Origin of the sequence: Gordonia oryzae (genome assembly GCF_003797185.1) — a bacterium.
Lineage (GTDB): Bacteria > Actinomycetota > Actinomycetes > Mycobacteriales > Mycobacteriaceae > Gordonia > Gordonia oryzae.
The window spans coordinates 116,302-142,583 of record NZ_RKMH01000005.1 but is presented as its reverse complement, the minus strand read 5'-3'; the positions used below and the strand labels follow the sequence as shown (position 1 = coordinate 142,583).

Here is a 26,282-nt window from a genome sequence, read left to right as displayed (position 1 = left end):
AGGCATCACCACCCCGGTGGGCCAGCAGGTGGCCCGGCGTGTCGCCAAACTCGTGTCCTCCGACACCGATTCGCAGGGCGTCGACAGCGAATCCTCAGCGAAAGGCAGGGAAGTTCGGCGCCGAGACGTTGTACTCGGTCGCCCTCTGGCTCAGGAGGTAGCCAAGTGTGCGCGCCTTCTCGTCGTTGCGAGTGTCATCACCCCAGATGACCTTGCGGTCGCCGGTCAACGCCAATTCGATATCCACCGGCGAATTCGCGATCACCCGCAGCACCAGCGCCGACAACTGCGGAGGCAGGCCCGCGGTCACCCCGAGCGCAGCGCGCGTTGTCGGATCGGCCGGACCGGGAGTCGCGGTCTGCAACACCGGGAGTTTCTTGACCTCTGCGGGAATCGCGGAGTTCGGGTACGTCAGGTATCCCACGCCAGACCGGTCGAGCACGTGCACCTTGTCGCCATCGGGAACCACTGCGACCGGTACCCGTTCGGAGACAGTGATCTGCAAGGTCGAGGGATAACTACGCTGCACCCGCGCCGAAGAGATGGACGGGATGGCCGCGATCCGCCGCGCCACCGCCTCGGTGTCGACCTGCAACAGCGGCGTACCGGACGCGACCGCGGCAGCACCGAGGATCTGTGCTCCGGGAACGGTTCGATTGTCACTGATCTCGATGTTGCGCACCGACATCAGCGGCGTCAGGTAAGCGATGAGCACCAGGCCCACGACCACCACGACGGTCAGAACGACGCCAAGAACAATCCGCGGACGACGCCGTTGCGGCAGCACACGCATCAACGCTCACCGCCGCCCGTTGTCTCGACGTCGGGATCGAGATCCCCACCGGACGCGCGATGCGCGAGCGCGGCAAGGATTTCCGGACCCTGCATCGTGATGTCGCCCGCACCGATGGTCAACACCACGTCCCCCGGCCGCACCAGCCTGGCCACCGTTGTTGCCAGCGCGGACAGATCGGGCTCGAAGTGTGCCGCCAGCGCCATCCGCTCGACGATCATCCGGCCACTGACACCGGGTACCGGCTCCTCGCGCGCCCCGTACACATCGGCGACCACCACTGCATCGGCGAGGTCGAGCGAAGCAGCAAAATCGTCGGCAAATTCCTCTGTGCGCGAATACAAGTGGGGTTGAAACACCGCGACGACGCGGCGTCGGTGGCCGGAGTCGTCGCCGTCGACCATGGCACGCGCGGCCGTCAGCACCGCGGCCACCTCGGTCGGATGATGGGCGTAATCATCGAAGACCTCGACGACTCCCCCGGCCGTCGCACCCCGTTCGGCGCTGTCGTCGCCGTCGGCCCCACCGCCCTCGACACCACCGTCGTCGATGCTCACGCGGCCCTTGAATTCGAATCGCCTGCGCACGCCGGCGAACGCCTCGATCCCCTTGATCACCGCCGAGAGGTCACCGCCTGCGCAGGTGGCTGCGACGATCGCAGCAATCGCGTTGCGCGCCATATGGATTCCCGGAATCGTCAGTGCCACCGAGCGGTGCACCGGATTGTCCGCCACCGCCTCGGCATCGATGACCGGCGAGCCGAAACGCACACCGATCTCACTGCCGGTCGCCGTCGGCATCCAAGAGGTCATCGTCGCCACCACCCGCACGCCGTCGGGAACCTCCACCTCCGGCACGCCGTAACCCAGCACCGACACGCCACGCTGCGACAGAGACGCCGCGTGGCGCCGCGCAAGTGCGCAAGCACCCGGATCATCGAGACACACCACCAAGGATCCACCCGGCTTGATCCGCGCAACGAACTCGTCGAACACCGCGACGTAACGCTCCACCGTGCCGAAGAAGTCGAGATGATCGACCTCGATGTTGGTGACCACCACGATATCCGGGACGTATTCGAGCAGCGACCCGTCACTCTCATCGGCCTCGGCCACGAACACCGACCCGCTTCCGTGATGGGCGTTGGTACCCGACTCGTTGAGTTCACCGCCGATCGCGAACGACGGATCGAGGCCACAGTGTTGCAGTGCCACCACCGTCATCGAGGTGGTCGAGGTCTTTCCGTGCGTGCCCGCGATCAGCACCGACCGGTACCCGACCATCAACTCCGCCAGCACATGCGGCCGCAACAGGATCGGAATCCGGCGCGACCGCGCGGCAACAAGTTCCGGGTTGGTCTTGGGGATCGCCGCGTGCGTGGTCACCACCACCGACGGACCACCAGGGATCTGATCCAGCGCCGAGGGGTCGTGCCCCACCTGGATCAGGGCGCCACGTGTGCGCAACGCCAGGATGCCGCGACTACTCTTGGCGTCCGACCCCGACACCTGAGATCCCCGCGCGAGCAGGATACGAGCCAAACCCGACATGCCCGCACCACCGATGCCGACCATGTGGACACGGCGCAGATGGTCGGGCAGCTCCCCGACCACCGACCCCGACATCTCGCCGGTCATGGGTTACCTCCCTCGCCGGATTCCACACGACAACTCACGTCGGCACCAGGCGTGCCGACTCCCCAATTGTTCACTGCTCGGAGGCCGAGAGCGGCGAACGAAACGCGGCCGCCAGCGGCTTACGATGCTCACCGGCGCGAAACCGCGCAGCCAGGTCCAACGCCGCCCGCGCCACCTCGGTCGCCGCGTCGCGATGCCCGGTACCCGACGCGGCCGCCGACATCGCCGACAGCCGTTCCGGATCCGACAACAGGTCGGGCACCTCCCGCGCCACCCAGTCGCTGGTGAGATCGTCGTTGTCGACGAGCAGCCCACCACCGGCACGCACGACCGGCAACGCGTTGAGCCGCTGCTCCCCATTGCCATGCGGCAGCGGCACGTAGATCGCCGGGAGCCCCGTCGCCGACACCTCGGCCACCGTCATCGCACCCGACCGGCACACGACCAGGTCGGCCGCGGCATATGCGAGGTCCATCCGCTTGAGATATCCGACACCCCGATATGGTGGAGCCCCCTCGGGCGAGACCGGATCGATCGAGTTCTTCGGTCCGTACGCGTGCAGAACACCGATGCCCGCGCGACCCAACGCCTCGGCCGCACCGGCCACCGCCGCATTGAGCTGCGCAGCCCCCTGCGAGCCGCCGAACACCAGTAGCGTCGGAGCATCCTCGTCAAGCCCGAAATAATGACGAGCCTTGGCGCGCAAGGCCATCCGATCCAACTCGGCGATCTGCCCGCGCACCGGGATACCGACCACCCGGGCGTCGGCGAGCCCCGAACCGTCCACCGCTGCGAGCACCACGTCAGCGAACCGTGCACCCACCTTGTTGGCGATACCGGCACTGGCATTCGCCTCGTGGATCACCACCGGTAGCCGCCGTTTGCCCCGCAGATGCGCCTGCGCCGCGAGGTAGGCGGGAATCGACACATAACCGCCGAAACCGACGACGACGTCGGCATCCACCGCCGCCAGCGCCTTGCGTGCAGCTACCACCGACCGGGCCAGTCGCAGCGGAGTCTTCGCCAACTCCACACCCGGCTTACGCGGCAACGGCACCGGCGGGATCAACGACAACTCGTATCCACGCTCGGGAACCAGCGACGTCTCCAGCCCACGACTCGTTCCCAACGCGGTGATCCTGGCCTGCGAGTCCAGACGCCGCACCGCGTCGGCGACCGCCAACGCAGGCTCGATGTGCCCAGCCGTACCGCCACCGGCCACTACCACCGAGAGCGGGCGAGAGTCCGATCCCTCGGCCCACGCAGCACCGTGCTCCTGTGATTCCATCGCGGGTCGTCAACTCCATTTCGCCGCCAGTCGGCGGGTCACACCGTCACATCCGAACACGCACGTCTGCCTCAGCGGCGACGCGCCGTACCACTGGGATATCCGCGCGGCTGCGACCGCGACTGCGAACCCGAATATCCAGACCGGGGCCACCTCGAATGACCGGCCGAGTACCGCGCGTTCGCTTCGCTCCCGGCGCCCCGATAACGAGGCCCGCTCGCTTGACTCCCGGCGCCCCAATAACGAGGCCCGCTCGCTTCGCTCCCGGCGCCCCAATAACGAGGCCCGCTCGCTTCGCTCCCGGCGCCTGCACGATACCTGCCGGCGTCCTGGGTCGCCCCTGCCGGGCGCACCGCCGCTCCCGACCTGCGACCCGGCAGCACCCGGCGCCATATCGATCGCTTGGCCTCCGGAGTCGGAGCCGGACCACCCCTCGGTCCTAGCCGTCCGCGACGCACCGACGCCGGGGTCGAGCCCGACCCCGAACGCCGCCCATCGAGTCGATCACGCAGCACCTCGGCGCGAGACGGCTTGTAGGCCACCGGGGTCGGTAGGCGCAGGATACGGCCCAGCCGTCCGGGCCTACTCGTCGACAACGCCACCACCGCTTCCGGTTCATGGCGGGCCGCGTTGGCCAACAACCCGAGCATCGCCAACACCGTCAACGTCGATGTGCCGCCCGCCGACAATAGCGGCAACTGGATGCCGGTTACCGGTAGCAGGCCGATCACATATCCAATGTTGATCAGCGCCTGCGTGGTGATCAACACGGTGATCGTCGCCGTCATCAAGCGCAGGAACGGATCGGTCGACCGGTGGGCGATGCGCAGACCGATGAAGGTGAAGATCACGAACAGCGCCACCACCAGCAGGCCCCCGATGAGCCCGAGTTCCTCACCGATGATCGCGAAGATGAAGTCGTTGTGCGCGTTGGGCAGATAGTTCCATTTGGCACGACTCTGCCCGAGCCCTACCCCGAACACACCGCCGTTGGCCAGTGCATAGGTCGCCTGACGGGCCTGGTATCCGGCCCCCTGCGGATCGTCGATACCGCCGAGGAAGCTCATCACTCGCTGCGAGCGATAGCCCTCCACCAGAGCCAGCACGATCGCGATGCCCGCACCCGTCAGCGCGAACGCAGTGAACACCTTGATCGGTAGACCCGCGAACCACAACAGGGTGCCGATGATGATCGCGATGGTGATCGTCGTCGACAGGTTCGGTTCGAGGATGATCAGCAGACAGATCAGCAAACCGACCGGCAACAGCGGGATCAGCAGTTCCTTCAGCGGTGCGTTGTCCCGACGCCGCGACGCCAGCAAATGCGCACCCCACACACAGAGCGCGACCTTCACCAGCTCCGACGGTTGCACCGACAGCCCCGAGATGACGAACCAGCGTCGGGCACCCTGGCTGAGCGTGCCCACCCCGGGGATCAGCACCAGCGCCAGCAGCACCGTCGTGATCACCATCAGGGGCGCGGCCATCCGGCGCAACAACCGCACCGGTAGTCGCAACGTGAGGTAAAAGACGACCACGCCCATCAGGGCGAACACGACCTGCGTCGCGAACAGGCCGTAGGCCGATCCGTCCTGCGAATAACGCTCGACCGACGACGCCGAGAGCACCATTACCAGCCCGAACGCCGTCAACAGCAACGCCAGGGTCACGATCAGGTGATACGACGCGAGCGGACGGCCCAGTAGGCTGCGCGTACCCTCCGCGATCGTCGACAATGCCGTCCCGACCATTTCGGCCACACCGGCCTGCTTCGGCGTGTCGGAGGTTCGCGCGTCTGCTCGTGACCGGGAGCGCGAGGGCGTGCTTTCCCTCGTCTCTGTCGCGTCGTTCGCGGCCCCATCGTTCGCGGCCCCATCGTTCGCAGCCCAGACGGCGTCGGTATCCGACTCCACTTCCGTGTCGTCGGTCGGCGCGTCGGGATCGTCGGACGATCCGTCCGTCGACGCGGTACTCATCGCCGCTGCGCCTGCTCATCGACCGCCCGGCCGTCGCCGGCGAGCGAGCGTGCGGCGTCGGCGAATGCATCCCCGCGTCGACCATAGCCGGCGAACATGTCCAGCGACGCGGCCGCGGGCGCCAGCAGGATCGCGTCGGGACGATCCTTGCCCCGGTGAGCCGCGGCGAGGGACCACGCGACGTGTACGGCGCGATCCATCACCGCCACCGCGGTGTCGCCGGGTGGCGATGCGGATGCCGACGACACACCGGAGGCACCCGGGGCGACGGAGGCACCCGGAGCTGCGGGCAGGTCGACGCCCGACGGGAAGCAGAGCTCTCGCTGTACGGTCACGCAGCCATCGTCCCCTGTGAACACTGTGACGGTTGGGACTTCTGGGGCGTGTCGCGCGATCGCTGCGACAACCAGCTCGCGATCGCGCCCGATCGCAACGACGCCGGCAAGACGATCGGCGACGGCGTCGAGCATGCTCGCCAGCGACGCGCCCTTGAGCAAACCGCCGGCGATCAGGATCACCCTGCGATGAGCGGCGATCGCCGCCTGCGCGGCATGCGGATTGGTCGCCTTGGAATCGTCAACGAAGGCAATGCCATCCAGCTCTGCAACGACCTCGCCACGGTGTGCGGCCGGCCGGAACGCCGCCAGTGCCGATCGGATCGCGTCGGGGCTCACCCCGATCGACCGGGCCAGCGCCGCAGCGGCCAGGGCATCGGCCAGCCCGGACGGTCCCGGTGGCCGGATACCCGCGACTTCGGCGAGTGTCGTGCCCTCCGCACTCCCGACTCCGGCCATCGCGTCCGCCTCGCCGAACGCGCGGTCGACCAGTTCCCCGTCGCGAACCCCGACTTCGCCGTCGGCGGGCGCCGACAGCGTGAACCCGACCCGCCTACCCATGACCGCCAGCGCTGCGGCGACGGGATCATCGAGCCCGACGACGCCGACGGCTCCGTGCAGGGCGATCTGCTTGGCCTGTGCGTAGGCGTCGAAGGACCCGTGCCAGTCGAGATGGTCGTCGGCGACGTTCAGCACGACACCGGCACTCGGCACGATCGACGGCGCCCAATACAGTTGGAACGACGAGAGTTCTGCGCAGAGCACGTCGACGCGGGGGCTCTCGGCCATGGCGTCGAGCACCGGGCGCCCGATGTTGCCGCACGCTGCGCCGGCACGCCCGGACGCGGCGACGATGTCGGCGAGCATCGAGGTCGTCGTGGTCTTGCCGTTGGTGCCGGTAACGACCAGCCACGTGCGCGGGGGTCCATAGATCCCGGCGGAATCCAGCTGCCAGGCGAGTTCGACCTCACCCCATATGGGTAGGTCTGCAGCGCGTGCGGCGACGGCGAGCGGGTGGTCGGGCGGGAAGCCCGGCGACACGATGACCAGATCGGTACGTTCTATCCAGGCAGGATCAGCAAGTAGATCGGCGACGGCGATCAGCCGAGCCCCGCGGTCGACCATGGCCGACGCCCCGGCGATGGCGCCCACTCCCTCGGTGGTGACGCGTTCGTCGGCAATGGTGACCTGCGCACCCAGATCCAGCAGGTGGCCTGCCGCCGACATCCCGGCCGACCCGCCGCCCGCGACGAGCACCGAACGGCCCGGCAGCGGTACCCCGGGGTGGGACGTCGCACTCATCGTCTCAGCCCTTGACGGCCAGGAACTCGCCGTAGAACAGCGAGAGCCCCAGGGCACAGGCGATGGCCGTCAACAGCCAAAACCGGATGATCACCGTCGTCTCCGCCCAACCGCCGAGCTCGAAGTGGTGATGGAACGGCGCCATCCGGAACACCCGTCGCCCGGTGGTCCGGAAGAATGCAATCTGGATGACCACCGACACAATCTCGGCGACGAACAGAGCACCGATCACGACGGCGAGCAACTCGGTGCGGGTGGTGATGGACAGCCCGGCGAGCATGCCGCCGAGCGCCAGCGACCCGGTGTCGCCCATAAATATCTTGGCAGGAGCGGCATTCCACCAGAGGAATCCCAGGCAGGCTCCGCCACCGGCAACCGCGATCAGCGCCAGATCCAGCGGATCGCGCACGTTGTAGCAACCCTGGGGGATGTCGTTGGCCGGTTTCGCCCCGCCGGAGCAGGCGTTGACGAACTGGAAGAAGGCCACCAGCACATAGGACCCGAGGACCATCGCCATCGAGCCGGCGGCCAGACCGTCGAGACCGTCGGTGAAGTTGACGGCGTTCGACCACGCGGCGACCACCAGCCAGACAAACACGACAAAGGCAACCGACACCATCGAGATCGCGTCGATGTCGCGGACGTAGGACAGGTACGGTCCGGCCGGGGTGAGACCGGAGTTGTTGCGGAACTGCAGCACCAGGATGCCGAACAGGATCGCGGCGATGAACTGCCCGATCGATTTGGCGGTCTTGTTGAGTCCCAGGTTGCGCTGTTTGCGGATCTTGATGAAGTCGTCAAGGAATCCGACACCGCCCAATGCCGTTGCAAGCCCCAACACGAGCAATCCCGATGCGCTCGGCCCAGCGTCGGAATCCATGAAAATCCCGGCCAGGTGGGCACCGAAATAGCCGGCCCACAAGGCGATCAGGATCGCGACACCGCCCATCGACGGCGTGCCTCGTTTGGTCTGGTGGCTCTGCGGGCCCTCGACCCGGATCTCCTGACCGAAGCCCTGCCGCGAGAACAATCGGATCAGCAACGGGGTGAGCATGATCGACACCGCCACCGAGATGGCCCCCGCGATGAGGATCTGGGTCACCTGCACGTCCTCGCCTTCATTCGTTCGCTCCTGCGTTTGAGTCGTCCGGCTGCGCTGCCTTCTCGGCCTGCGCTGTCTTCTCGGCCTCCACCGTGCGCAGTGTCACCGGTTGATGAAACGCATCCTCGATGAAGGCGGCGATCCCACCGGCCCGGTCTCCCGCCGCCCACAGGACGGTGTCGCCCGGCTGCGGTCGCCACTGCGGCTCGTCGATGAACAAGGCGACGACCTCCTCGACGCTCTGGACCTGACGGACCTCGTCTCCCCAGGACCCCTCCATCACGGTGCCTTGATGCAGCGCACGCACGGCCCGACCGGACCCTACGCACAACACCTTGTCCACGGCGAGACGAACCGCAAGCCGGCCGACCCGGTCGTGTTCGACGGCCCGATGGTTCTCGTCGTCGCGGTCGGCGCCGTCGAGCAAGAGTTCGCCGATGATCGCCCACGTCCGCCGGCCCAGGAGGTCGCCCGCGCCCGCTCGCCGAGCCCGATCGGCCGACTCTACGAGTGCCCGCAGCCCAGACGTGACGTCATCGATCCGCGCGGGCATCGCGGTGGTGAGCACGGTCAGCTCGGTGCTCACCGGAGTGCCTCTCGGCCCGCCGGCTGCTCGGTGGCGCCACCGGAAATCTGGTCCAGGGCCTCGCCCAGCACCACACGGTCGTCGAAGGGGTGCTTCACGCCGTCGATCTCCTGACCTGCCTCATGTCCCTTGCCGGCCACCAGGATCACGTCGCCGGGCTGCGCCCACTCGACGGCTGCGGTGATGGCCGCCCTCCGATCCCCGATCTCGCGATGATCGGCACCGGCGGGCAGATCGTCGGCGGGTACCTCGGCGAGTCCGGCGAGCATCGCCGCCCGGATCGCCGCGGGGTCCTCGGAGCGCGGGTTGTCGTCGGTGATGATGACCAGCTCGGCCCCGCGGGCTGCCGCGGCGCCCATCATGGGGCGCTTGCCGTGGTCCCGATCGCCGCCTGCGCCGACGACCACACCGATCCGGCCAGCACTCTGCGCGCGCAACGTCGACAGCACGGCATCGAGGGCGCCGGGCTTGTGCGCATAGTCGACGATGGCCAGAAATGGCTGTCCACGGTCGACCCGCTCGAGACGACCGGGCACCGACACCTGCGCCAACGCGGTGGCGGCCTCGGTGGCGCTCACCCCGGCGGCAACGGCGATCGCGACGGCCAAGGTGGCGTTGGCCACGTTGAACCGGCCGGGCAGCGGCAGCATCATCCCGACGCCGCTGCGCCCGGGACCGGTGAGCGTGACGTGCTGCGACCCGTCGGGCCCGACCGTCACCTGCTCGGCACGCCAGGTCGCCGCGACGTCCGCCGTCGTCGACACCGTGACCGGATCGAATGACGAACCAGCAGAAGCGATTTCGGCCATCCGACGACCCCACTCGTCGTCGACGCAGATCACCGAGCGCACCGCACGGGTCGACGATCCGGCAACGAACATCAGCGCCTTGGCCTCGAAGTAGGCTCGCATCGTCGGATGGAAATCGAGGTGATCCTGCGACAAATTGGTGAACGCGCCCACCGAGAAATGTGCACCGTCGACGCGCCCGAGCGCCAACGCGTGGCTCGAGACCTCCATGACCACCGCGTCGACGCCGCGCTCGACCATGGCGGCGAGCAACCCCTGCAGCGTCGGAGCCTCGGGAGTGGTGAGCGAACTCGGCACAGCGGCACCGTTGACCCGCGTCTGGACGGTGCCGATCAGTCCTACCGAGTGCCCGGCGGCCAGCAGCGCCGCCTCGACCATGTAGGACGTCGTGGTCTTGCCCGAGGTACCGGTGATGCCGATGAGCTTGAGTCGCTGTGACGGATTACCGTAGATACGCGCACTGACCCCGCCGAGAACACGCCGGGGTTCGGGGTGCACGAGGACAGCACAGTTCGCGTCAATGGGTAGGACACGGGTCAACTCGGCTCGTCCCGCGGCATCGGTGAGCACGGCGGTCGCGCCGCGTTCGACAGCGTCGGCGGCGAATCGGGCACCGTGGGTGCGAGCGCCGGGCAGCGCGGCGAACAGGTCACCGGACCGGACGTCCTGGGCGCGCAGCGACACCCCGGTGACGGCAGTTGTCGCACGTGCCTCGCCCACCAGATCGAGCCGCGCGCCGGTCGCCTGGGAGAGGACGCCGACCTCGGTGGGATCGAGATGGGTCGGGCGGCTCAGGTCGTTCGGCCGACGCCGCGGTGACGATCCGCTTCGTCCTGCCATCGTGCAGATCCCCTCCTCTCACGCCGTCGCACACATCTCGGGTTCGGGTTCGGGCGGACCCGTTGTCAGATATCGGCTGTCAATACCGGCCCTCATGTGCCGGCTCTCGCCTGCCTACCAACCGCTGTTGTCTGATACGCCCGTGAACACACCTACGATACCGTCAGCCCGGACGCCACCCGTACAGGGTCGGCGCCGGCGTCGGGGCTCACGAAGCCTGCAACACCATATGAGGCGTGGGCTGCGGCGATTGCGGAATGCGGTCGTGCTGCAAGATCCACGATGCGATCGACTTGAACAGCGGAGCAGCCGACTGCCCGCCCGAACCGTCGGAACTGCGCTTGGGATTGTCGAGCATGATCCCGACCACAAACCGCGGATCATCGGCCGGGGCGATCCCCGCGAAGGTGATGTTGTAGCTCGAGTTCGAGTAGCACCCGCACGCCGGATCGACCTGCTGTGCCGTACCGGTCTTGCCCGACAGTTGATAGCCCGGTACCGCACCCTTGGCGCCGGTACCCTCCTGCTCACCCGTCGGATCGTCCTGGAAGATCCCGCGGAACATGTTGCGCACCGTCACCGCGGTCTGCGGACTCACGACCTGCACGCCCTGTGGTCGAGGTTCGTCGGACGGCGATTGCCCCTGTCGTGCTTCGGACTCGAGAATGCGCGGCGGGATGCGCAGTCCGTCGTTGGCGATGGCCTGGTACATGCCTGTCATCTGCAACAGCGTCATCGACAGGCCCTGCCCGATCGGCAGGTTCGCGAACGAACCACCCGACCACTGGCTCAGCGCGGGAACCTCGCCGCCGCTCTCGGCGGGCAAACCGACGCCGGTGATGCGGCCGAGTCCGAAGCGGTTCACCAGATCGGCGAATCGTTGCTCGCCGACCTGCTGAGCCAGCATGAGGGTGCCGACATTGGAGGACTTACTGAAGATCCCGGTCGTGGTGTACGGGGCAACACCGTGCACCCACGCGTCGTTGACGGTGACCCCGGCCATGTGGATGCTGCCGGGAACCTGATGAACCTGTTCGGGCGTGGTCAACCCGTACTGAATCGCCGCCGACGCGGTGATCACCTTGTTGACTGAGCCGGGCTCGAACGGTGAGGTCACCGAGGGGTTGCCCAGGTTGGCGTCTGGCTGATCCGACAGCGGCTTGGATGCGTTGAACGTGCCGTCGTTGGCCATTGCGAGTACCTCACCGGTCTTCGCGTCGAGCACCACCGCCGACGCCGACCGCGCACCTGATGCGGCCTTGGCCTTCATCACCTCGCTCTGCACGTACCACTGGATGTCGGAGTCGATGGTCAGTTGCACGTTGGCGCCGTTGATCGCCGGGTGGACGTTGCGTGTTGATCCGGGGATGATCGCGCCGTCGGAACCGCGGTCATAGGTCTTGGAGCCGTCGGTGCCGGCCAGCACCGAGTCGAGTGATGCCTCGAGACCGATCAGCCCGATGCCGTCATAATTGACGTCTCCGACGATGTTGGCGGCAAGCGATCCGCCGGGATAGATCCGCACGCTCTGCGGATCGGCCCCGACCTCGGGGTAATCGGCGGTGATCCGCGATGCAACGTCCGGGCTGATCGAGCGCGCCAGATAGACGAATGTGTCGTCACTGGTGAGCTTCTTGTAGAGGTCGTCGGCGCTGATCGATCCGCCGAGCGCGCCCGAGACGCCGTCGGCGATCTGATGCAGACGGGTCTCGACGTCAGGCAAATTGGGATTGTCTTTGTGCGCCTTGGCGATCGAGTTGCGCACCGCTTTGGGCAAGAAGGTCAGCGACCGCGCCTCATCGGTGTAGGCCAACGGCCGTCCGTTGCGGTCGAGGATGGCCCCACGCTTGGCGGTCATGATCTGCGTGTACTCGCGCTGCGCAGCTGCCTGTTGCGCCAGCGACGGCGCCTCGATGGTGTGGACGACCACCATGCGAATCGCCACGGCGATGACCGCGAGCAGTACCACCACACCCGCGATCCGACTGCGAACCACGAAGGTATGCGGCCGATTCGGGGGTTGTCGGGGGCGCCGTGGTGATCGGCCTGCTCCGCCGGCGGGCGATCGGCCTGCTCCGCCGGCGGCCGAATGGCCGGAGGCGGCCGATCTGGTCGCACGTGTCGTCATGATCGTCAATTGTCCACCGTACTAACGCGTCTCCGGCGAATTTCCGCTCGGCGGGTTGCTCGTCGCCGGCGCGGGCACGGCCTGCGGCAGCACATTGGGCGCAGGCGTGGTCGCCGCCGCGGCCGGCGATGCCGGGGTTGTGGGGGCCGTGGCACCCGGCGTCGCGGTGCCGGCCGGAGCACCAGAACTCGGTGTGGTGGAGTTCGGTGCGGTGGAGTTCGATGCGGAAGTCTGGGCGCCACCGAGACCCACCGAGTCGTCGACCTTCTTCGGATCGATCGTGGCAGCCAGATTCGGCTGATCATCGGGATTGATCGAGGGCATCCGTTTTCCGGTGGCCGCCTCCGGGTCGCCGACGATGTGCGCCTTGCCGTCCGCACCGATCACCATGCGCGCCGGGTTCTGATCCACCACCAGCCCGAGCGCCCCTGCGGCATCGGACAATTCGGGTGCCGAGTTACCTGACTCGAAGGTGCGCTTGAGCGCGTCGGTGCGATCGAGTAGCTCTTGATTCTGTTGGCGGGCGATGCCGATCTGATAGGAGTCCTGCGCCGCCTTGGTCGAGAGCCACAGACTCACACCCAGGCCGAAGGCCAGCACGAGCAGCACTGGGATGACGAAGGGTATACGGGAGAGCCGTTCGGACAAGCTGACCCGCCGGGTACGAGACGCCACGACGACGGCCTCCGAGACCGAACCGCGCCGCGACCGCCGTTCCTGCGCGGCGATCCGCTTGCTGTGCCGATCAATCGCACGCTGGGCCGCCCGCGATCGGGTCGGCCGTCCGACTTCACCTCGGGTGTACCGGGCGGCGCGCTCGGTGGTGTCGGAGTCCTTGTCGCGCTGTCGATCCTGACGTTCGATGTCGCCGAGAAGGGTCATCTCACCTCCTCCTCTGCGATTCGTTCGATGACGCGGACGCGGACCGGCGCCGACCGCGAGTTCGAGTCGAGTTCTTGATGGTCAGGGCGCTCGGCCCCCCGGGTGACGAGTCGGAATCGTGGGGCCGTGCCGGGCAATTCGACCGGTAGACCGGGCGGCGAGGTCGAGGTTGTCCGTAATGCGAACTCCCGCTTGACGATCGTGTCCTCGAGAGACTGGTAGCTCATCATCGCCACACGGCCACCCACCCGCAACGACGCGAGTGCCCCCGGAAGCGCCTGCCGGAGTGCCTCGAGCTCGCCGTTGACCTCCACCCGCAGCGCCTGAAAGGTCCGCTTCGCCGGGTGCCCACCGATGCGCCGAGTGGCAGCGGGGATCGTCGCATAGAGGAGTTCAACGAGTCTCGCACTCGTGGTGAAGGGCGCCCGTTCGCGCTCGCGCACGATCGCCGACGCAATCTTTCCGGCGAAGCGTTCGTCACCGTATTCGCGGAGTATGCGGGCGATGTCACCGTGCGAGTAGGTGTTGAGCACATCGGCAGCAGTAGGTCCGGCCTCGGGATTCATTCGCATGTCCAGTGGTGCGTCAACGGCGTAGGCGAATCCCCGATCCGCCTGGTCGAGCTGCATCGAGGACACGCCGAGGTCGAACAGGGCGGCATCGATTCGGTCGATGCCGGCTTCAGCGAGGACCAAAGGAAGTCCGTCGAATCGAGCCTGGTGGAAGGTGATTCGATCGCCGAAGTCAGCCAGACGCGCAGCGGCGATGTCCAGTGCAGCCGCATCCCGGTCGATCCCGATGACCCGGACCAACCCGAACTCCCGCAGGATCAGCTCGGTATGACCGCCGGCACCGAGGGTGGCATCGATGAACACCGGTTGTGCGACAGCGGGATTCGAGAGAGCGGGTCGCAACAACTCGATGATGCGCGCAGCCATGACGGGCACGTGTCCGTGTTCGCCGGAGCGAGGCGCCCCGGAGTGCTCGCGCGAGTGACCCAACGGCGGGGTCTGCGCACCCGCGCTGGCGTCGTCGTTCCGCGGTCTCACCGGCCTGCCCCTCCGAGTTCGCCGACCCCCGAGTGAAGTCTTCCGTTGTCCGGGCAGGCCTCGATGAGGGGTGGCTGTCGTGTGTTGCTTGCGTCGGCTTGTGGTGGAGCGGGGTCCCGACCCGATCGCGCACCTGGCGTTGGGGAAGTACGCCAGGGTCGGACCGGGTCGGGGCCTCGTGCCACCCGAAGCCCTGTGCATCTGTCCTGCACCCACGTTGCGGAGTTAGAGCACCGTGCTCAACGCCGCGGAGTTCGCCGCCGAGAAGTTCTCCTCATGCTGGCTCTGGTATTCACGCCATGCCTGTGCATCCCAGATCTCCAGGTGATCGAAACTGCCGATCACCACACACTCCTTGGACAGTCCCGCGTACTGCCGATGCTCGGCCGACAGGGTGATCCGCCCTTGCCCGTCGGGCCGTTGCTCGTCGGTGCTGGCAAAGAAGTACCGCTGGAATGCGCGCGCTTCGGGATCATTGCGCGACGCCTCCATCGTCCTTTCCGCGATCGCATCGAACTCCTCGGCCCGATACACCGACAAGCTGTAGTCCTGGCCGCGTGTGACCATCACCCCTCCTGCCAATGCGTCGCGAAACTTCGCGGGCAACGTGAGTCGCCCCTTGTCGTCCAGCTTGGGCGTGTAGGTACCGACGAATCTCGTCGACATCTCGGCACCTCCCGCCCACTGGGTACGGCGTTCCGGATTGCCTCACCCAGTGATGCCCACAGTACCCCACTTTCCACCACTTTCCACCCAAAACCCGACCCAATTCCCCCACTGACCATAAATATGCAGGTCACGTGCATGACTTAGGTTTCAACACGGCATGGATCGGTCGTGTCGTTGACACAGCAGGGCTCAACATTTGTGGCCTCTAGTGAGAATTGTGACTGGTGAGGTCACTCCTTCGGCATGGGTGGGGCGTGGTGGGGCACCGCTTGGGGCACGGCGGGTGACGCGGTGGGGCGTGGTGGGGCACCGCTTGGGGCACGGCGGGTGACGCGGTGGGGCGTGGTGGTGCAGCTGATCCGGCGGCCGAACCCCGGAAGCGGGTAGACAACAACAGCCGCACACCCGATAGGGGTGTGCGGCTGTTGTGATGAGTCAGTCGCGGAACCTCACTGGGTTCGTCGCGGGATCAGTCCTGCTCAAACCGGCGGTTGAAGCGGCCTTCCATGCGCTCGGTGAACCTACGTCTGGGCGTAGCGGCCTTCGATCCGCGCCCGCCCGAGCCGCGGTCGGCCGGTCGCGGCGCGCCCTTGCCGGGTAATCCGCCCCAGAGCGCAAGCAGTGCGGCGGCGAACATGACAAGGAAGCCGACAAGACTCAGGATGGGGAAACCACCCACGTCGAGTCCAATGACGGGTCCAACGATCAACAACGCGAGACCGAAGACGAAAACGACCACCGCCTGGATACGACGGCGACCGCTCGCCCGCCCGAGGCGACGCCGGCTGACGCTGGACGCGAACTTCGGGTCCTCCGCGTACAGAGCGCTTTCGATCTCTTCGAGCATGCGCTGCTCGTGCTCTGAGAGTGGCACCGACCCTCCTTAAACCTGTACCGACGAGCCATCGACGAGATGTTGGCCGCGACACTCGCCTGATGACTGCGTTCGCGGCTTAGGACCATGATACGAGGTGATTCCGGTGCCGACCACCATAACCACACTCGTTGAATCGGTTTTGCGTTCAGGGCTGTCACCGGCGCCTATGCGCTGACATGGAAGGCGCCGACGCACGTGACCGCCCGACGGCTTGTGCATATCAGGCAGGATGTGCCAGCGATCCGGATTGCGCGCCATGTCCGCCTTGTTCGTAGCCGATCACCACGGCCTCAACCGTGTCCAGGAATGTCAACACCAGGCGATGTAGCTCGGCGACGACGACGGGATCGACGTCTCGCTCCAACCCGGCCTCGATGTGCATTCGAAGACCTGACCATGCGGCGAAGCGTTCGGCTTGTTCGGCAAGATCCGGCATGATCACGGTCAGCCGATCCCATGCGTTCGACGACAACCCGCGCGTCGAACGGCCGCTGGTCGGCTCACCGATCGCCAGTGCGGCGCCGGCGGCCCGCAGCGCGGCGAGGTAGAGCTGCCGGAAGCGTTCGGCGTCGTCGGTGATCCCGTCGGCGTTCTCGAGAAGGAGATCGGCACGTTCGAGCAGGTCACGTGCGCGCCCGACCACGATCGGATCCACTTCGACCTGTGGGATCGTTCGATGTGCCATCCTGGGCCTCCCTCCGTTGTCGCGATCCTCACGGGCGGTCAACTCGGCGTTACCGGCCGCCCCTTGGGTCAACACGATCCGAGGGCAGGCGCTTCCCTCGCCCACCGCCGGACCGCGTCGGTCGTCGGGTGGCGGCGAACAGCTTGCGGAGGCACATTCATCGAACACCCGTTCGACAGATTCAATGTTAGTCAGATCTGGTCGCCGGAGCAAGGCGTGCCAGCAACCCGATACGCACCACCATGCCCGAGGCCACCGACACAATGCCGCACTCGGCCGGGGCGTGGGAACGACGACAGGAAGGACCGTTCGTGACGATTCGGATCGCCCGTCTCGACGGACGTGACTGTGCGGCCTGGCTCGGTCCCGCGCTCGAGATCTACGTCACAGCGATGAACTACCCACGCGGGACCGAGAGGCATCGCGCCGGATTGTGGCGCGAGCATATCCATCGGCCCGGATGGGAGGCCTACGGCGCGATCGCGGCCGCGCCCCACGTCGAGGATGGCTCGTTGGATCTCGTCCGACGACGGTTGGAGCCGCCCCTGTCCCCCGGCGGCGCTGAGGTGCTCGTCGGCATCACCTACGGCTATCGCGGAACTCGAGACCAATGGTGGAATCAGCAACTGCGAGCCGGCCTGCTATCGACCGGTCGGGACCCGCGGGTCATCGACGAGATCACCGAGGACTACTTCGAGCTGACCGAACTCCACGTCCACCCGAGCGCCCAGGGGCAACGGATCGGCGAATGGCTACTGCACCACCTGCTCGCCGACCGACCCGAACATCACGTCCTGTTGTCCACCCCGGAGGTCGCTGACGAGGGCAACCGGGCGTGGGCGTTGTACCGGCGCATGGGATTCGGTGACGTGCTGCGCGGATTCACCTTCACCGGCGACCCGCGCCCGTTCGCCTTCCTCGGGCGACGACTACCCCTGTCCGCACCGTCGATCGTGCCGGGCGCCGCCGCCGGTCCCACCGTTCCCGGCGAATCCGGCCGCGCCCGATGACCGGACACCCGGTGGCCGACGCGATCGTCGTTGGCGCCGGCCATAACGGGCTGGTCGCGGCCGCCTATCTGGCCCGGGCCGGGCGTTCGGTGAGCGTCGTCGAACGCGACACCATCCCCGGCGGGGCGGTGTCTACCGTCGAACGCTTCCCTGGCTATCGCGTCGACCGGGGATCGTCGGCGCACCTGATGATCCGCCACTCTCCCGTCCTCGACGAACTCGCACTCGCCGACGCCGGTTTGACCTACCTCGACTGCGACCCGTGGGCGTTCTGTCCGGCCACCGACACCGCCGGGCCGATCGTCTTCCGGACCGACCTCGACGCCACCTGCGCCTCGATCGAAGGTGCCTGCGGACGCGCCGATGCCGACGCTTATCGCGCGTTCGTGGCGACCTGGGCACCGCGCGCCCGAGCTCTCATGCGCTCCTTCTACGAGCCAGCCACGCCGGGTCGGTTCACGCGCGCGTTCGGCGGGCTCGGCCCCACCGCCACCACTGCGCGGACCGGACTCTTCGGTGCGCGATCGGGTCGGATGATGTCGGTGACCCAGGACCTGATGTCGTCCGGGGATGCCCTGCTCGACCGATGGTTCGGCTCCGAGCACCTCAAAGCCGCCCTGGCCTGGTTCGGCGCCCAGTCGGGCCCGCCGATGAGCGCCCCCGCGACTGCCCCGATGATCGGGTTCGCGGCGCTGATGCACCAGATCCCACCCGGACGCGCCGTCGGGGGCAGCGGAGCACTGACCGATGCCCTGGTGCGCCGCCTCACCGGTGACGGTGGCGAGGTGATCACCGGTGCCGCGGCCACCTCGATCTCCCGATGCGGCGACCACTGGCGCGTCGATACCGCCGACGGCGCACCGCGATGTGCCGACACAGTGATCAGCGCCTGCCACATCCTGGCCACCCTCGACCTGCTCGCGGCGGGCGGATTCGACCCCGAAGCGCTCGCGCGGTGGCGGCGTCAGATCATCGTCGGCTCGGGTATCGGGATGGCCGTCCGGCTGGCAACCAGGAAGCTGCCCGAGTATCGGGATCTGCCCGCCGACCTGCCCGCCCACGGCGTGCATTCGGCGTTGGGCCTGCTCGTCACAGATCGGGACCACCTTCGTCGCGCGCAAACCGCAGCAGCTGTCGGCGAACTGCCGGATCGGCCTGCCTGTGTGGCGATGGGATTCTCGGGCATCGACCCGACCCTCAGCCCGCCCGGACACCATCTCGTCAATCTGTGGGCGCAATGGCATCCGCGTCATCTCGCCAACGGCACCGGATGGGACGAGGTGTCCGCCACCGCCGCCGACGCGATGGTCGCCGAGGTCGAGCGCCACGCGCCCGGCTTCGCCGACGCCATCGAACTGCGCCACGTCCAGAACCCGCAGGCGCTGGAATCCGAGCTGGCACTGATCGGCGGCAACATCATGCACGTCGAGATGACCATCGACCAGATGTTCATGCTGCGTCCGCACCCGGACCTGTCCGGCCATGAGGTACCCGGCGCCGACGGAATCCTGCTCGCCGGCGCGTCCACCCATCCCGGCGGCGGAGTCACCGGAGCCAGCGGGCGGATCGCCGGAAAGGCGGCGATCGCCCGCAGCTCGGGCAGGCACAACGGTGATAGACGCGGTCGGCGCCTATGGCGGCTGTCACCCCGGCATCTGGCACGATGATCAGCGTGCGTCCGCCGATCACTCGCCCGAGCCCACCCCGCGCGTCGTCCCTTGTTCTCATGGTCGTGCTGCTCATAGCGGCCCCGTTGATGTCGGGATGCCTGCAACGGTCCACGACCGTCGGTGATCGATTCGCTGGCAGCGTGATCGTGGCCACCTCGCCGGACAATCCGCGTGGCGCACCGAAATTCGACATCCCCGAGTCGATGGCTGGCACCATCGCGGTCTCGGACTATCGCGCTAGCACGTCGACACAGACTTCGGGCGCGCCGTCGTCGGCGCAGCCGGGTGACACCGATCAGCCGGGTTCATCCCCGTTCGGTTCCAGCCCGTCGCAGTCCACGCCGTCCGATTCCACACAGGCGGCCCCGACCCCTCAGGAACAGTCCGGCGACAGCAACGACGACGCCACGCTGGTCGGAAGCCGGGCAACCTTCAGCAATCTGACCGGGGGTCAGCTCAGTCAGCTCGGCGACATCATCGCCAATGCCTTCGGCGACACCACGATGACCATGGACCTGTCTGCCAAGCGCACCGGCTCGGTGGTGCGCTTCCGTGGGTCGACCGACCTCACCGGACTGATCCCGAAGCGCGACTACGTACGGTTCACGATCTCGTTCGCCGGCCCGATCACCGCGACCAACGGTGACCAGAACACCAACACCGCGGTCTCCTGGACACCCGAGCCCGGCAAGTCCGCCGACTTCACCGCCGAATCGACCTACGCCGACCCGTCGACCGCCGCATTCGGTGGCTGGACCTGGCTGATGGTGCTCATCTGCGCCGCCGTGGTGCTTGTCGTCATCCGGTTGGCCTACGTTTCCCGTGACCGAAGCCCGCGCCCGGGACGCCCGGCAGCAGCAGGCAAGAAGACATTCGGGAAGAAGACGTCGGGGATCACAACGTCGGGGATCACAACGTCGGGGACCGCATCATCGCCGGCGACGACCGCCGGTGACATGTCGCCGGGGAAGGCCCCCGTTCACGCCGACGCTGCGCCCGATCGTGGAGCTACACAGCCGAACTCCGCAGTACCGAACCCTGGAAAGACCGGCACGTCCTGACCCGGCTCCCGCCGAATCACCCCGAGCCGACCGATCGGCCTCAGTGCGCCCCGACCGTCGGCAACGCATCGGGCACACCGACGCCGAGGCGGTCGAGCACCTCACACGTCGCCTTGGCGAAGTTCAGGCTGCAGAAGTGCAGGCCGGCAACGCCTTCGGCGATGAGTCGTTGCGCGGTCTCGGTGGCGAAGTCGATGCCGACCGCCCGCACTGCGGCACGATCCTCCTCTGGGCCGTCACCGGCGGCCTCGGCGAAGCGTCGCTCGACCTCGGCAGGGATCACCGACCCCGACAGTTGTGTCATGCGACGGGCGCTTGCCAGCGAGGTGATCGGCATGAGCCCGGGAATGAGTGGCTTGGCCGCCTGTTCGGGATCGGCGCGCGCCACCCGGTCGCGCAGCCGCAAGAAGTCCTCGACGTCGAAGAACATCTGGGTCACCGAATACTCGGCACCGGCACGCAGCTTGCCGACGAGCACGTCGGTGTCCTGGTCGAGATCGCGGGCCCGGTGGTGCCCCTCGGGAAACGAGGCGACGCCGACGTGGAAGTCACCGAGGCCCGAGATCAGCTCGACGAGTTCACGCGCGTACTCCACACCCTGCGGGTGTCGAACCCATTCGCCGAGTGGATCGCCCGGCGGATCCCCGCGCAGCGCAAGCAGATTCGTGATGCCCTGGTCGGCGTAAGAACCGACGAGGGCACGTAGTTCGGCGATGCTGTGATTGACCGCGGTCAGATGCGCAACCGTCACCAGTGTCGTCTCCGTGGCGAGTTCACCGGCGATCCGGACGGTACGATCCCTCGTCGACCCGCCTGCCCCGTAAGTCAACGACACGAATGCCGGGTCGAGACGTTCGAACACTCGAACTGCCCGCCACAGCCGAGCCTCGCCCTCGAGGTCGCGCGGTGGCATGAACTCCACCGAGAAGTGCACCACGCCGTTGACCGGAGGTGCGGCGAGTCGCTCGACGACGGAGAGGGCCGGCAGGGATGAGGTCACCGCGCCATTGTACGTAGGCCGTCACTGCGTGTCGGTCGTCACTGCGTGTCGGTCGTCACTGCGTGTCGGTCGTCGGTGCGTGTCGGTCGTCGGTGCATGTCGATCGCCGGTGCGGTGCCGTTCGCGGCAGGCGCTCCGAACGTGTCTGTCCACAGACGACATGCCCTAGCCTGAGGGAGTGAGCCCGACCGCACCGCCGCCCGCCGCAGAGCCCACGTCGTTGTCGGAGGTACCCGACGCCACGGGCGCGGTCCTCGAGCACTTCTTCGACGCCACACTGCCGGTCGCCGGCGACATCGCGCCGGTCGTGGGCCGTGCTGCCGACATCGTCGCCGACTTCGTCCGTTTCGGCGGCAAACGTGTTCGACCGATGTTCGCCTACGCGGGCTGGTTGGCCGCGATGAGTAGCCCACACCGGCGACCGCCCCATCCCGAACAGTCCGTCACCGATGCGCTGCGGGTCTGTGCCGCATTGGAACTCGTGCAGGCATGTGCATTGATCCACGACGACATCATCGATCATTCCGACACCCGCCGCGGTCGGCCGACGGTGCATCGGCGCTTCGAGACCGCCCATCGCGACGCCGGATGGTCCGGCGATGGTGCCCGCCACGGCGTCGCCGCGGCCATCCTCGCCGGCGATCTCGCGCTGGCCTGGGCCGACGACCTCTTCGGCGGCCACAGCCCGGCCGGACCGGACACCGGTGCACCTGCACCGAATCCACTTCCGGCCACGGTCTCGGCAATCTGGGCGGCGATGCGCACCGAGGTGCTCGGCGGTCAGTATCTCGACATCGTCAACGAGGTCAGCGGCGACGAGACGGTCGAATCCGCCTATCGGGTGATGGAATTCAAGACCGCCGCCTATACCGTTGCCCGTCCTCTCGAACTCGGGGCCCGCATGGCCGGCGGCCCTGCCGAACTACTCGACGACCTGCGCTCGGTGGGCCACGATCTGGGCATCGCCTTTCAGCTGCGAGACGATCTGCTCGGAATGTTCGGCGACCCGGATCGGACCGGTAAGCCCTCCGGCGACGATCTCGCCGAGGGCAAACGCACCGCGCTTCTGGCGCTGGGCCTCAAGCGCGCCCAACAGCGCGACCCACGGTCGGCGATCGCGCTGCGCGACGCGGTCGGCCGTCGGCTCGACGACAACGAATTGAACCGCATCCGTGAGCTTCTCGTCGATGTGGGAGCCGTCGACGAGATCGAACGCCGCATCATCGACCTGCTCGACGCCGCCGTCACCCGGCTCGAACACGCCGAGATCGGCACCGATATCCGGGCCGATCTGATCGCAATGGCCGGTCGAATCGCCCACCGCGAGGCCTGACTCGTGTTCTCTCGCAGTCGGATTGTGACGACGACCGGCCGGTCGACGCTCGGGCAACCGGGCCCGCCATCGCGCCTGCCGACCGAGATCTGGCTCGGCGGGATCGGGGCGATCGCGGTGTGCCTGGGCGGGTTCTCAGTCGCCGACATCCCACGCAATCACCCGGGTCTGCAGCGCGTGGGACTCGACGCAATCACCTACGGCCACGGAAAGACGCTGGGCGCGATCGTGTTCTGGCTCGGCGTCGCTGCGATGGTGTTCGCGTGGATGCGTGTGGGTCGCCGATTGTGCACGCCGGTTGCCGGTGAACCCCGGCCGAGCCTGACCACATTGCGATGGACAGTGATCGGTTGGGCCGCACCGCTGTGCGTGACCGTGCCACTGTTCAGCCGCGACGTCTATGCCTACCTCGGCCAGGGTGTGGTCTTCGCCGCCGGATTCGATCCCTACGCCGACGGACCTGCCCACCATCCCGGTCCCGTCCTCGACAGCATGGCGCAGGTGTGGGCGTCGACGACCGCGCCGTACGGCCCGATGTTCATGGCGATCACCCGAGGTGTGGTGGCCGTGTCGGGTGAGCACGTCCTCACCGGAGTCTGGTTGATGCGAGTGGCGTTGTTGCCCGGACTCCTGTTGTCACTGTGGGCCATTCCGCGTCTGGCGACCCACTTCGGCGCGTCACCGGAGGTCGGGGTGTGGCTGGCGTTGCTCAATCCGATGGTGGTGATCCACGTCGTCGGCGGCCCACACGTGGAACTGCTGATGATGGGTATGCTGGCCGCCGGGCTCGCACTGACCGTCGCCGGCCGGCACCTCAGCGGACTGGCGGTGCTCGGGCTGGCCGTATCGATCAAGGTCACCGCGGGAGTGGCGATCCCGTTTGTTGTGTGGATCTGGCTCTCCCACATCCGATCCGAACGTAAGGTCACCCGCGCCGACGTCGCGCGGGTGTTCGCGGTGGTGATTGTCGTGCCCGTCGCGGTGTTCGCTGCCTGGACCGCCGCACTCGGTCTGGGACTGGGATGGCTCACCGGCTTGGGCTGGGCCGACCAGATCATCAACTGGTTCACACTGCCCACTGCCGTGGCACATCTGGTGACGCTGGTGGCAGCACCGTTCACCTCGCTGAACCTGTGGCCGGTGCTCACCGTCACACGGGCGATCGGTGCTGTGTCTCTGGCGATCATTCTCGTGGCTTTGTGGTGGCGCCACCGCGCCGACGAACGCAGCGCCGTCGCCGGGCTGGCCTGGGCGATGCTGGCGGTGCTGCTGCTCGAACCCTCGACATTGCCCTGGTACTACACGTGGGTCCTCGTCATCTCGGTCGCGTTCACGCTGCCCGACTGGGTGCGCGCCGTCGTGGTCGGGGTGTCGACGTTCATGGTGATCGTCTTCCAGCCCGACGATTCGATCGTCTTCTACAAGCTGCCCGAGGCGGCGCTGGCTGCCGCGGTGTCGCTACTCGCCGCCATCTCGCTGCTGCGCCCCGACCCGCTGCGCCTGGGCGCCGTGGCCCGCCGGTTGTGGGGCGCCGAAGCCGACAGGCCCCAGGGGTGTGAGACCTAGAACGCCTGCGCCTGCGCTCGTCGGATGACCTCGCGTGCCGAGTGGGTGTGCAGCGCCGCGGCCGGGTGCATCTGCAAATCGTCGAACTCGGTGAACAGCCAACGCATCGCTTCGTCGCGGGTGAATCCGCCGTCAAGTAGGACATCGACAAGGCCGGTGAAGTGCTTGGCGATACCGAGGTCGTCGAAAAACAGGCGGGGCACCGCGGGCTCGCCGTCCCGGGAGACGGCCAGCAGGCGGTGGTCGCGGATCAAGGTGCGCACGCGATTGGTCGAGACTCCCAACCGTCGGGAGACCTCGTCGACCGAATACGTCTCGACCCCGGCCGGGATGACATCGCGCGAGAGGGGAAGTGAACTCACGGCCCAGAGATTACCGGCTCCCGGCCGGTGTCTTCACCTGGATCGCCGCCATCACCGCCGGGCTCGGTGGTGCACAGCACCGCAGTGGTTGCGGTGCGCAGGACCGCCACCCAGGTAGATTCACTGTCGTGCAGGCAGGGGTCGACGAGCTGATCGGGGCGGTGCTGGAGGACCGCTACCGCATCGACGCGCCCATCGCACGTGGCGGGATGTCGGCGGTGTACCTCGCTCTCGATCTACGGCTGGGCCGTGATGTCGCGGTCAAGGTGATGGACACCCGATATTCCGCGGACCCCCAGTTCTTGCGCCGCTTCGAGTTCGAGGCGCGGGCGGTGGCCGGTCTCAAACATCCCGGGCTCGTCGCGGTCTACGACCAGGGCATTGACGACGGGGTCGCCTTCCTGGTGATGGAACTCGTCGAGGGCGGCAGTGTCCGGGAATTGTTGCGCGAGCGGGGCCCGATGCCCCCGCATGCGGTCCTCGCCATTGCCGATCCGACACTGGGCGGACTGGGTACGGCACACGCGGCCGGCCTGGTACATCGCGATATCAAACCCGAGAACGTGCTGATCTCTGATGCCGGCGAGGTCAAGGTCGCCGACTTCGGGCTGGTGCGCGCGGTCGCCGAGTCGGGCGTCACCTCGGCCAGCGTCATCCTCGGCACCGCCGCCTACCTCTCCCCCGAGCAGGTCGAGTCTGCGACCGCCGATGCCCGCAGCGACGTCTATTCGATGGGGGTCATGCTCTTCGAATTGCTCACCGGGCGTACGCCGTTCCGCGGCGATACGCCACTGGCACTGGCCTACCAGAGACTGACCTATGACGTACCTGCTCCCGGTGACGTGATCGCCGGGGTACCGGTCGAACTCGACGAGGTGGTGTTACGGGCGACCGAACGCCGCCCGGCCGATCGCTACGCGAACGCCTTCGAGATGCGGGAGGCGCTGCTCGACGTGGCCGAAGATCTCGATCTGCCGCCGTTCACCGTGCCGGCCCCACGACGCTCCGCCGAGCGGGAGACGATGGCACGCCGTCGGGCGGCGGTCAGCCCGCACGGCACCCGGGTTGCCGCGCGAGCCTGGTCCCGATCGACGACCGACACGCCACCGACGACGGCATCGGCGGCGATCGATCGCCATGCCACACCCGGATCCGTGGCGAGCAACCGCAGTAGTGGGCAGGGCCCGCCCGAGAGGTTCGACGATGCCACCGACGGGCGCCTGCGCACACTGATCTGGTTGGTGATCGTGCTCATCGCGGCGGCCGCGGCGGGTGGCGCCGGATGGTGGGTCGGCTCGCAGTTGCTGCTCTCCTGAGGCACG

At 67.5% G+C, this 26,282-nt stretch carries 22 protein-coding genes; 6 read left to right on the top strand and 16 right to left on the bottom strand.

The window, feature by feature from the left end; genetic code table 11:
- Positions 1-94: 94 nt before the first annotated feature.
- The 14 genes from EF294_RS08030 to EF294_RS07965 all read right to left on the bottom strand — a co-directional run bounded on the left by EF294_RS08030 (position 95) and on the right by EF294_RS07965 (position 16,958).
- Entirely contained in the window at positions 95-793 is a 699-nt protein-coding gene (locus EF294_RS08030) for a cell division protein FtsQ/DivIB (protein ID WP_123927916.1), read from the bottom strand.
- On the bottom strand, positions 793-2,430 hold the full coding sequence (gene murC / locus EF294_RS08025) for a UDP-N-acetylmuramate--L-alanine ligase (protein WP_123927913.1): 1,638 nt from the start codon (positions 2,428-2,430) through the stop codon (positions 793-795). Before murC ends, EF294_RS08030 begins: the two co-directional genes overlap by 1 nt.
- Before the next feature lie 70 nt (positions 2,431-2,500).
- Positions 2,501-3,718, bottom strand: a complete 1,218-nt coding sequence (murG, locus tag EF294_RS08020) for an undecaprenyldiphospho-muramoylpentapeptide beta-N-acetylglucosaminyltransferase (protein WP_123927911.1) — start codon at positions 3,716-3,718, stop codon at positions 2,501-2,503.
- Positions 3,719-3,789: 71 nt separating this feature from the next.
- Positions 3,790-5,694 (bottom strand): putative lipid II flippase FtsW, encoded by a 1,905-nt coding sequence (ftsW, locus tag EF294_RS08015; protein ID WP_123927907.1) that lies wholly within the window; start codon positions 5,692-5,694, stop codon positions 3,790-3,792.
- Positions 5,691-7,331 (bottom strand): UDP-N-acetylmuramoyl-L-alanine--D-glutamate ligase, encoded by a 1,641-nt coding sequence (murD, locus tag EF294_RS08010; RefSeq protein WP_123927904.1) that lies wholly within the window; start codon positions 7,329-7,331, stop codon positions 5,691-5,693. The genes ftsW and murD overlap by 4 nt, the downstream gene beginning before the upstream one ends.
- Before the next feature lie 4 nt (positions 7,332-7,335).
- Positions 7,336-8,433 (bottom strand): phospho-N-acetylmuramoyl-pentapeptide-transferase, encoded by a 1,098-nt coding sequence (mraY, locus tag EF294_RS08005; RefSeq protein WP_123927901.1) that lies wholly within the window; start codon positions 8,431-8,433, stop codon positions 7,336-7,338.
- Positions 8,434-8,449: 16 nt separating this feature from the next.
- Positions 8,450-9,019 carry a UDP-N-acetylmuramoyl-tripeptide--D-alanyl-D-alanine ligase gene (locus tag EF294_RS08000; protein ID WP_123927897.1) on the bottom strand — a complete coding sequence of 190 codons (570 nt, stop codon included), beginning with the start codon at positions 9,017-9,019 and terminating at the stop codon, positions 8,450-8,452.
- On the bottom strand, positions 9,016-10,668 hold the full coding sequence (locus tag EF294_RS07995) for a UDP-N-acetylmuramoyl-L-alanyl-D-glutamate--2,6-diaminopimelate ligase (RefSeq protein ID WP_123927894.1): 1,653 nt from the start codon (positions 10,666-10,668) through the stop codon (positions 9,016-9,018). The genes EF294_RS08000 and EF294_RS07995 overlap by 4 nt, the downstream gene beginning before the upstream one ends.
- Positions 10,669-10,876: 208 nt before the next feature.
- Positions 10,877-12,796, bottom strand: coding sequence for a peptidoglycan D,D-transpeptidase FtsI family protein (locus EF294_RS07990; RefSeq protein ID WP_185090987.1), 1,920 nt, complete (start codon positions 12,794-12,796; stop codon positions 10,877-10,879).
- A gap of 21 nt (positions 12,797-12,817) precedes the next feature.
- Entirely contained in the window at positions 12,818-13,678 is an 861-nt protein-coding gene (ftsL, locus tag EF294_RS07985; protein WP_123927889.1) for a cell division protein FtsL, read from the bottom strand.
- Positions 13,675-14,616, bottom strand: a complete 942-nt coding sequence (rsmH, locus tag EF294_RS07980; RefSeq protein ID WP_185090986.1) for a 16S rRNA (cytosine(1402)-N(4))-methyltransferase RsmH — start codon at positions 14,614-14,616, stop codon at positions 13,675-13,677. The genes ftsL and rsmH overlap by 4 nt, the downstream gene beginning before the upstream one ends.
- A 336-nt stretch (positions 14,617-14,952) precedes the next feature.
- Positions 14,953-15,393 (bottom strand): division/cell wall cluster transcriptional repressor MraZ, encoded by a 441-nt coding sequence (gene mraZ, locus EF294_RS07975; protein ID WP_123927883.1) that lies wholly within the window; start codon positions 15,391-15,393, stop codon positions 14,953-14,955.
- A 472-nt stretch (positions 15,394-15,865) separates the two neighbouring features.
- Entirely contained in the window at positions 15,866-16,270 is a 405-nt protein-coding gene (locus EF294_RS07970) for a DUF3040 domain-containing protein (protein ID WP_123927880.1), read from the bottom strand.
- Between the two features lie 223 nt (positions 16,271-16,493).
- Positions 16,494-16,958, bottom strand: a complete 465-nt coding sequence (locus EF294_RS07965; protein WP_123927877.1) for an SAV_6107 family HEPN domain-containing protein — start codon at positions 16,956-16,958, stop codon at positions 16,494-16,496.
- 311 nt (positions 16,959-17,269) lie between these two features.
- Between EF294_RS07965 and EF294_RS07960 the strand changes: the two genes are divergently transcribed.
- From EF294_RS07960 to EF294_RS07950, 3 genes are read left to right on the top strand one after another with little or no spacing between them, the layout of a single operon-like run.
- The gene (locus tag EF294_RS07960; protein ID WP_123927874.1) at positions 17,270-17,968 is read left to right on the top strand and encodes a GNAT family N-acetyltransferase; all 699 of its coding nucleotides are present in this window, start codon (positions 17,270-17,272) and stop codon (positions 17,966-17,968) included.
- Complete coding sequence (locus EF294_RS07955; RefSeq protein WP_123927871.1) at positions 17,965-19,635, top strand: phytoene desaturase family protein; 1,671 nt, start codon at positions 17,965-17,967, stop codon at positions 19,633-19,635. Before EF294_RS07960 ends, EF294_RS07955 begins: the two co-directional genes overlap by 4 nt.
- On the top strand, positions 19,632-20,699 hold the full coding sequence (locus EF294_RS07950; protein ID WP_123928311.1) for an LppM family (lipo)protein: 1,068 nt from the start codon (positions 19,632-19,634) through the stop codon (positions 20,697-20,699). Before EF294_RS07955 ends, EF294_RS07950 begins: the two co-directional genes overlap by 4 nt.
- A gap of 40 nt (positions 20,700-20,739) precedes the next feature.
- On the opposite strand, the gene EF294_RS07945 is transcribed toward EF294_RS07950, so the two are convergent.
- On the bottom strand, positions 20,740-21,699 hold the full coding sequence (locus EF294_RS07945) for a methylenetetrahydrofolate reductase (protein WP_123927868.1): 960 nt from the start codon (positions 21,697-21,699) through the stop codon (positions 20,740-20,742).
- Positions 21,700-21,877: 178 nt separating this feature from the next.
- Here EF294_RS07945 and EF294_RS07940 point away from each other — a divergent pair, with 178 nt between their 5' ends.
- On the top strand, positions 21,878-23,032 hold the full coding sequence (locus tag EF294_RS07940; RefSeq protein ID WP_123927865.1) for a polyprenyl synthetase family protein: 1,155 nt from the start codon (positions 21,878-21,880) through the stop codon (positions 23,030-23,032).
- A 24-nt stretch (positions 23,033-23,056) separates the two neighbouring features.
- Positions 23,057-24,598, top strand: a complete 1,542-nt coding sequence (mptB, locus tag EF294_RS07935; RefSeq protein ID WP_246007749.1) for a polyprenol phosphomannose-dependent alpha 1,6 mannosyltransferase MptB — start codon at positions 23,057-23,059, stop codon at positions 24,596-24,598.
- Here mptB and EF294_RS07930 read toward each other — a convergent pair.
- Complete coding sequence (locus tag EF294_RS07930; RefSeq protein WP_123927859.1) at positions 24,595-24,960, bottom strand: Rv2175c family DNA-binding protein; 366 nt, start codon at positions 24,958-24,960, stop codon at positions 24,595-24,597. The two genes, mptB and EF294_RS07930, sit on opposite strands and share 4 nt — an antisense overlap.
- A gap of 128 nt (positions 24,961-25,088) precedes the next feature.
- On the opposite strand from EF294_RS07930, the gene EF294_RS07925 reads away from it, so the two are divergent.
- Positions 25,089-26,276 carry a protein kinase domain-containing protein gene (locus EF294_RS07925; RefSeq protein ID WP_185090985.1) on the top strand — a complete coding sequence of 396 codons (1,188 nt, stop codon included), beginning with the start codon at positions 25,089-25,091 and terminating at the stop codon, positions 26,274-26,276.
- The last annotated feature ends 6 nt before the right edge of the window (positions 26,277-26,282 follow it).

Coding starts and splice junctions, on each gene's coding strand:
- EF294_RS07995 (WP_123927894.1), bottom strand. CDS start 10,668: ATGGCAGGACGAAGCGGATCGTCACCGCGGCGTCGGCCGAACGACCTG.
- EF294_RS07965 (WP_123927877.1), bottom strand. CDS start 16,958: ATGGCACATCGAACGATCCCACAGGTCGAAGTGGATCCGATCGTGGTC.
- EF294_RS07950 (WP_123928311.1), top strand. CDS start 19,632: ATGATCAGCGTGCGTCCGCCGATCACTCGCCCGAGCCCACCCCGCGCG.
- EF294_RS07990 (WP_185090987.1), bottom strand. CDS start 12,796: ATGACGACACGTGCGACCAGATCGGCCGCCTCCGGCCATTCGGCCGCC.
- ftsW (WP_123927907.1), bottom strand. CDS start 5,694: ATGAGTACCGCGTCGACGGACGGATCGTCCGACGATCCCGACGCGCCG.
- ftsL (WP_123927889.1), bottom strand. CDS start 13,678: ATGACCCTTCTCGGCGACATCGAACGTCAGGATCGACAGCGCGACAAG.
- murG (WP_123927911.1), bottom strand. CDS start 3,718: ATGGAATCACAGGAGCACGGTGCTGCGTGGGCCGAGGGATCGGACTCT.
- mraZ (WP_123927883.1), bottom strand. CDS start 15,393: ATGTCGACGAGATTCGTCGGTACCTACACGCCCAAGCTGGACGACAAG.
- EF294_RS08030 (WP_123927916.1), bottom strand. CDS start 793: ATGCGTGTGCTGCCGCAACGGCGTCGTCCGCGGATTGTTCTTGGCGTC.
- murC (WP_123927913.1), bottom strand. CDS start 2,430: ATGACCGGCGAGATGTCGGGGTCGGTGGTCGGGGAGCTGCCCGACCAT.
- rsmH (WP_185090986.1), bottom strand. CDS start 14,616: ATGGCTGCGCGCATCATCGAGTTGTTGCGACCCGCTCTCTCGAATCCC.
- murD (WP_123927904.1), bottom strand. CDS start 7,331: ATGAGTGCGACGTCCCACCCCGGGGTACCGCTGCCGGGCCGTTCGGTG.
- EF294_RS07955 (WP_123927871.1), top strand. CDS start 17,965: ATGACCGGACACCCGGTGGCCGACGCGATCGTCGTTGGCGCCGGCCAT.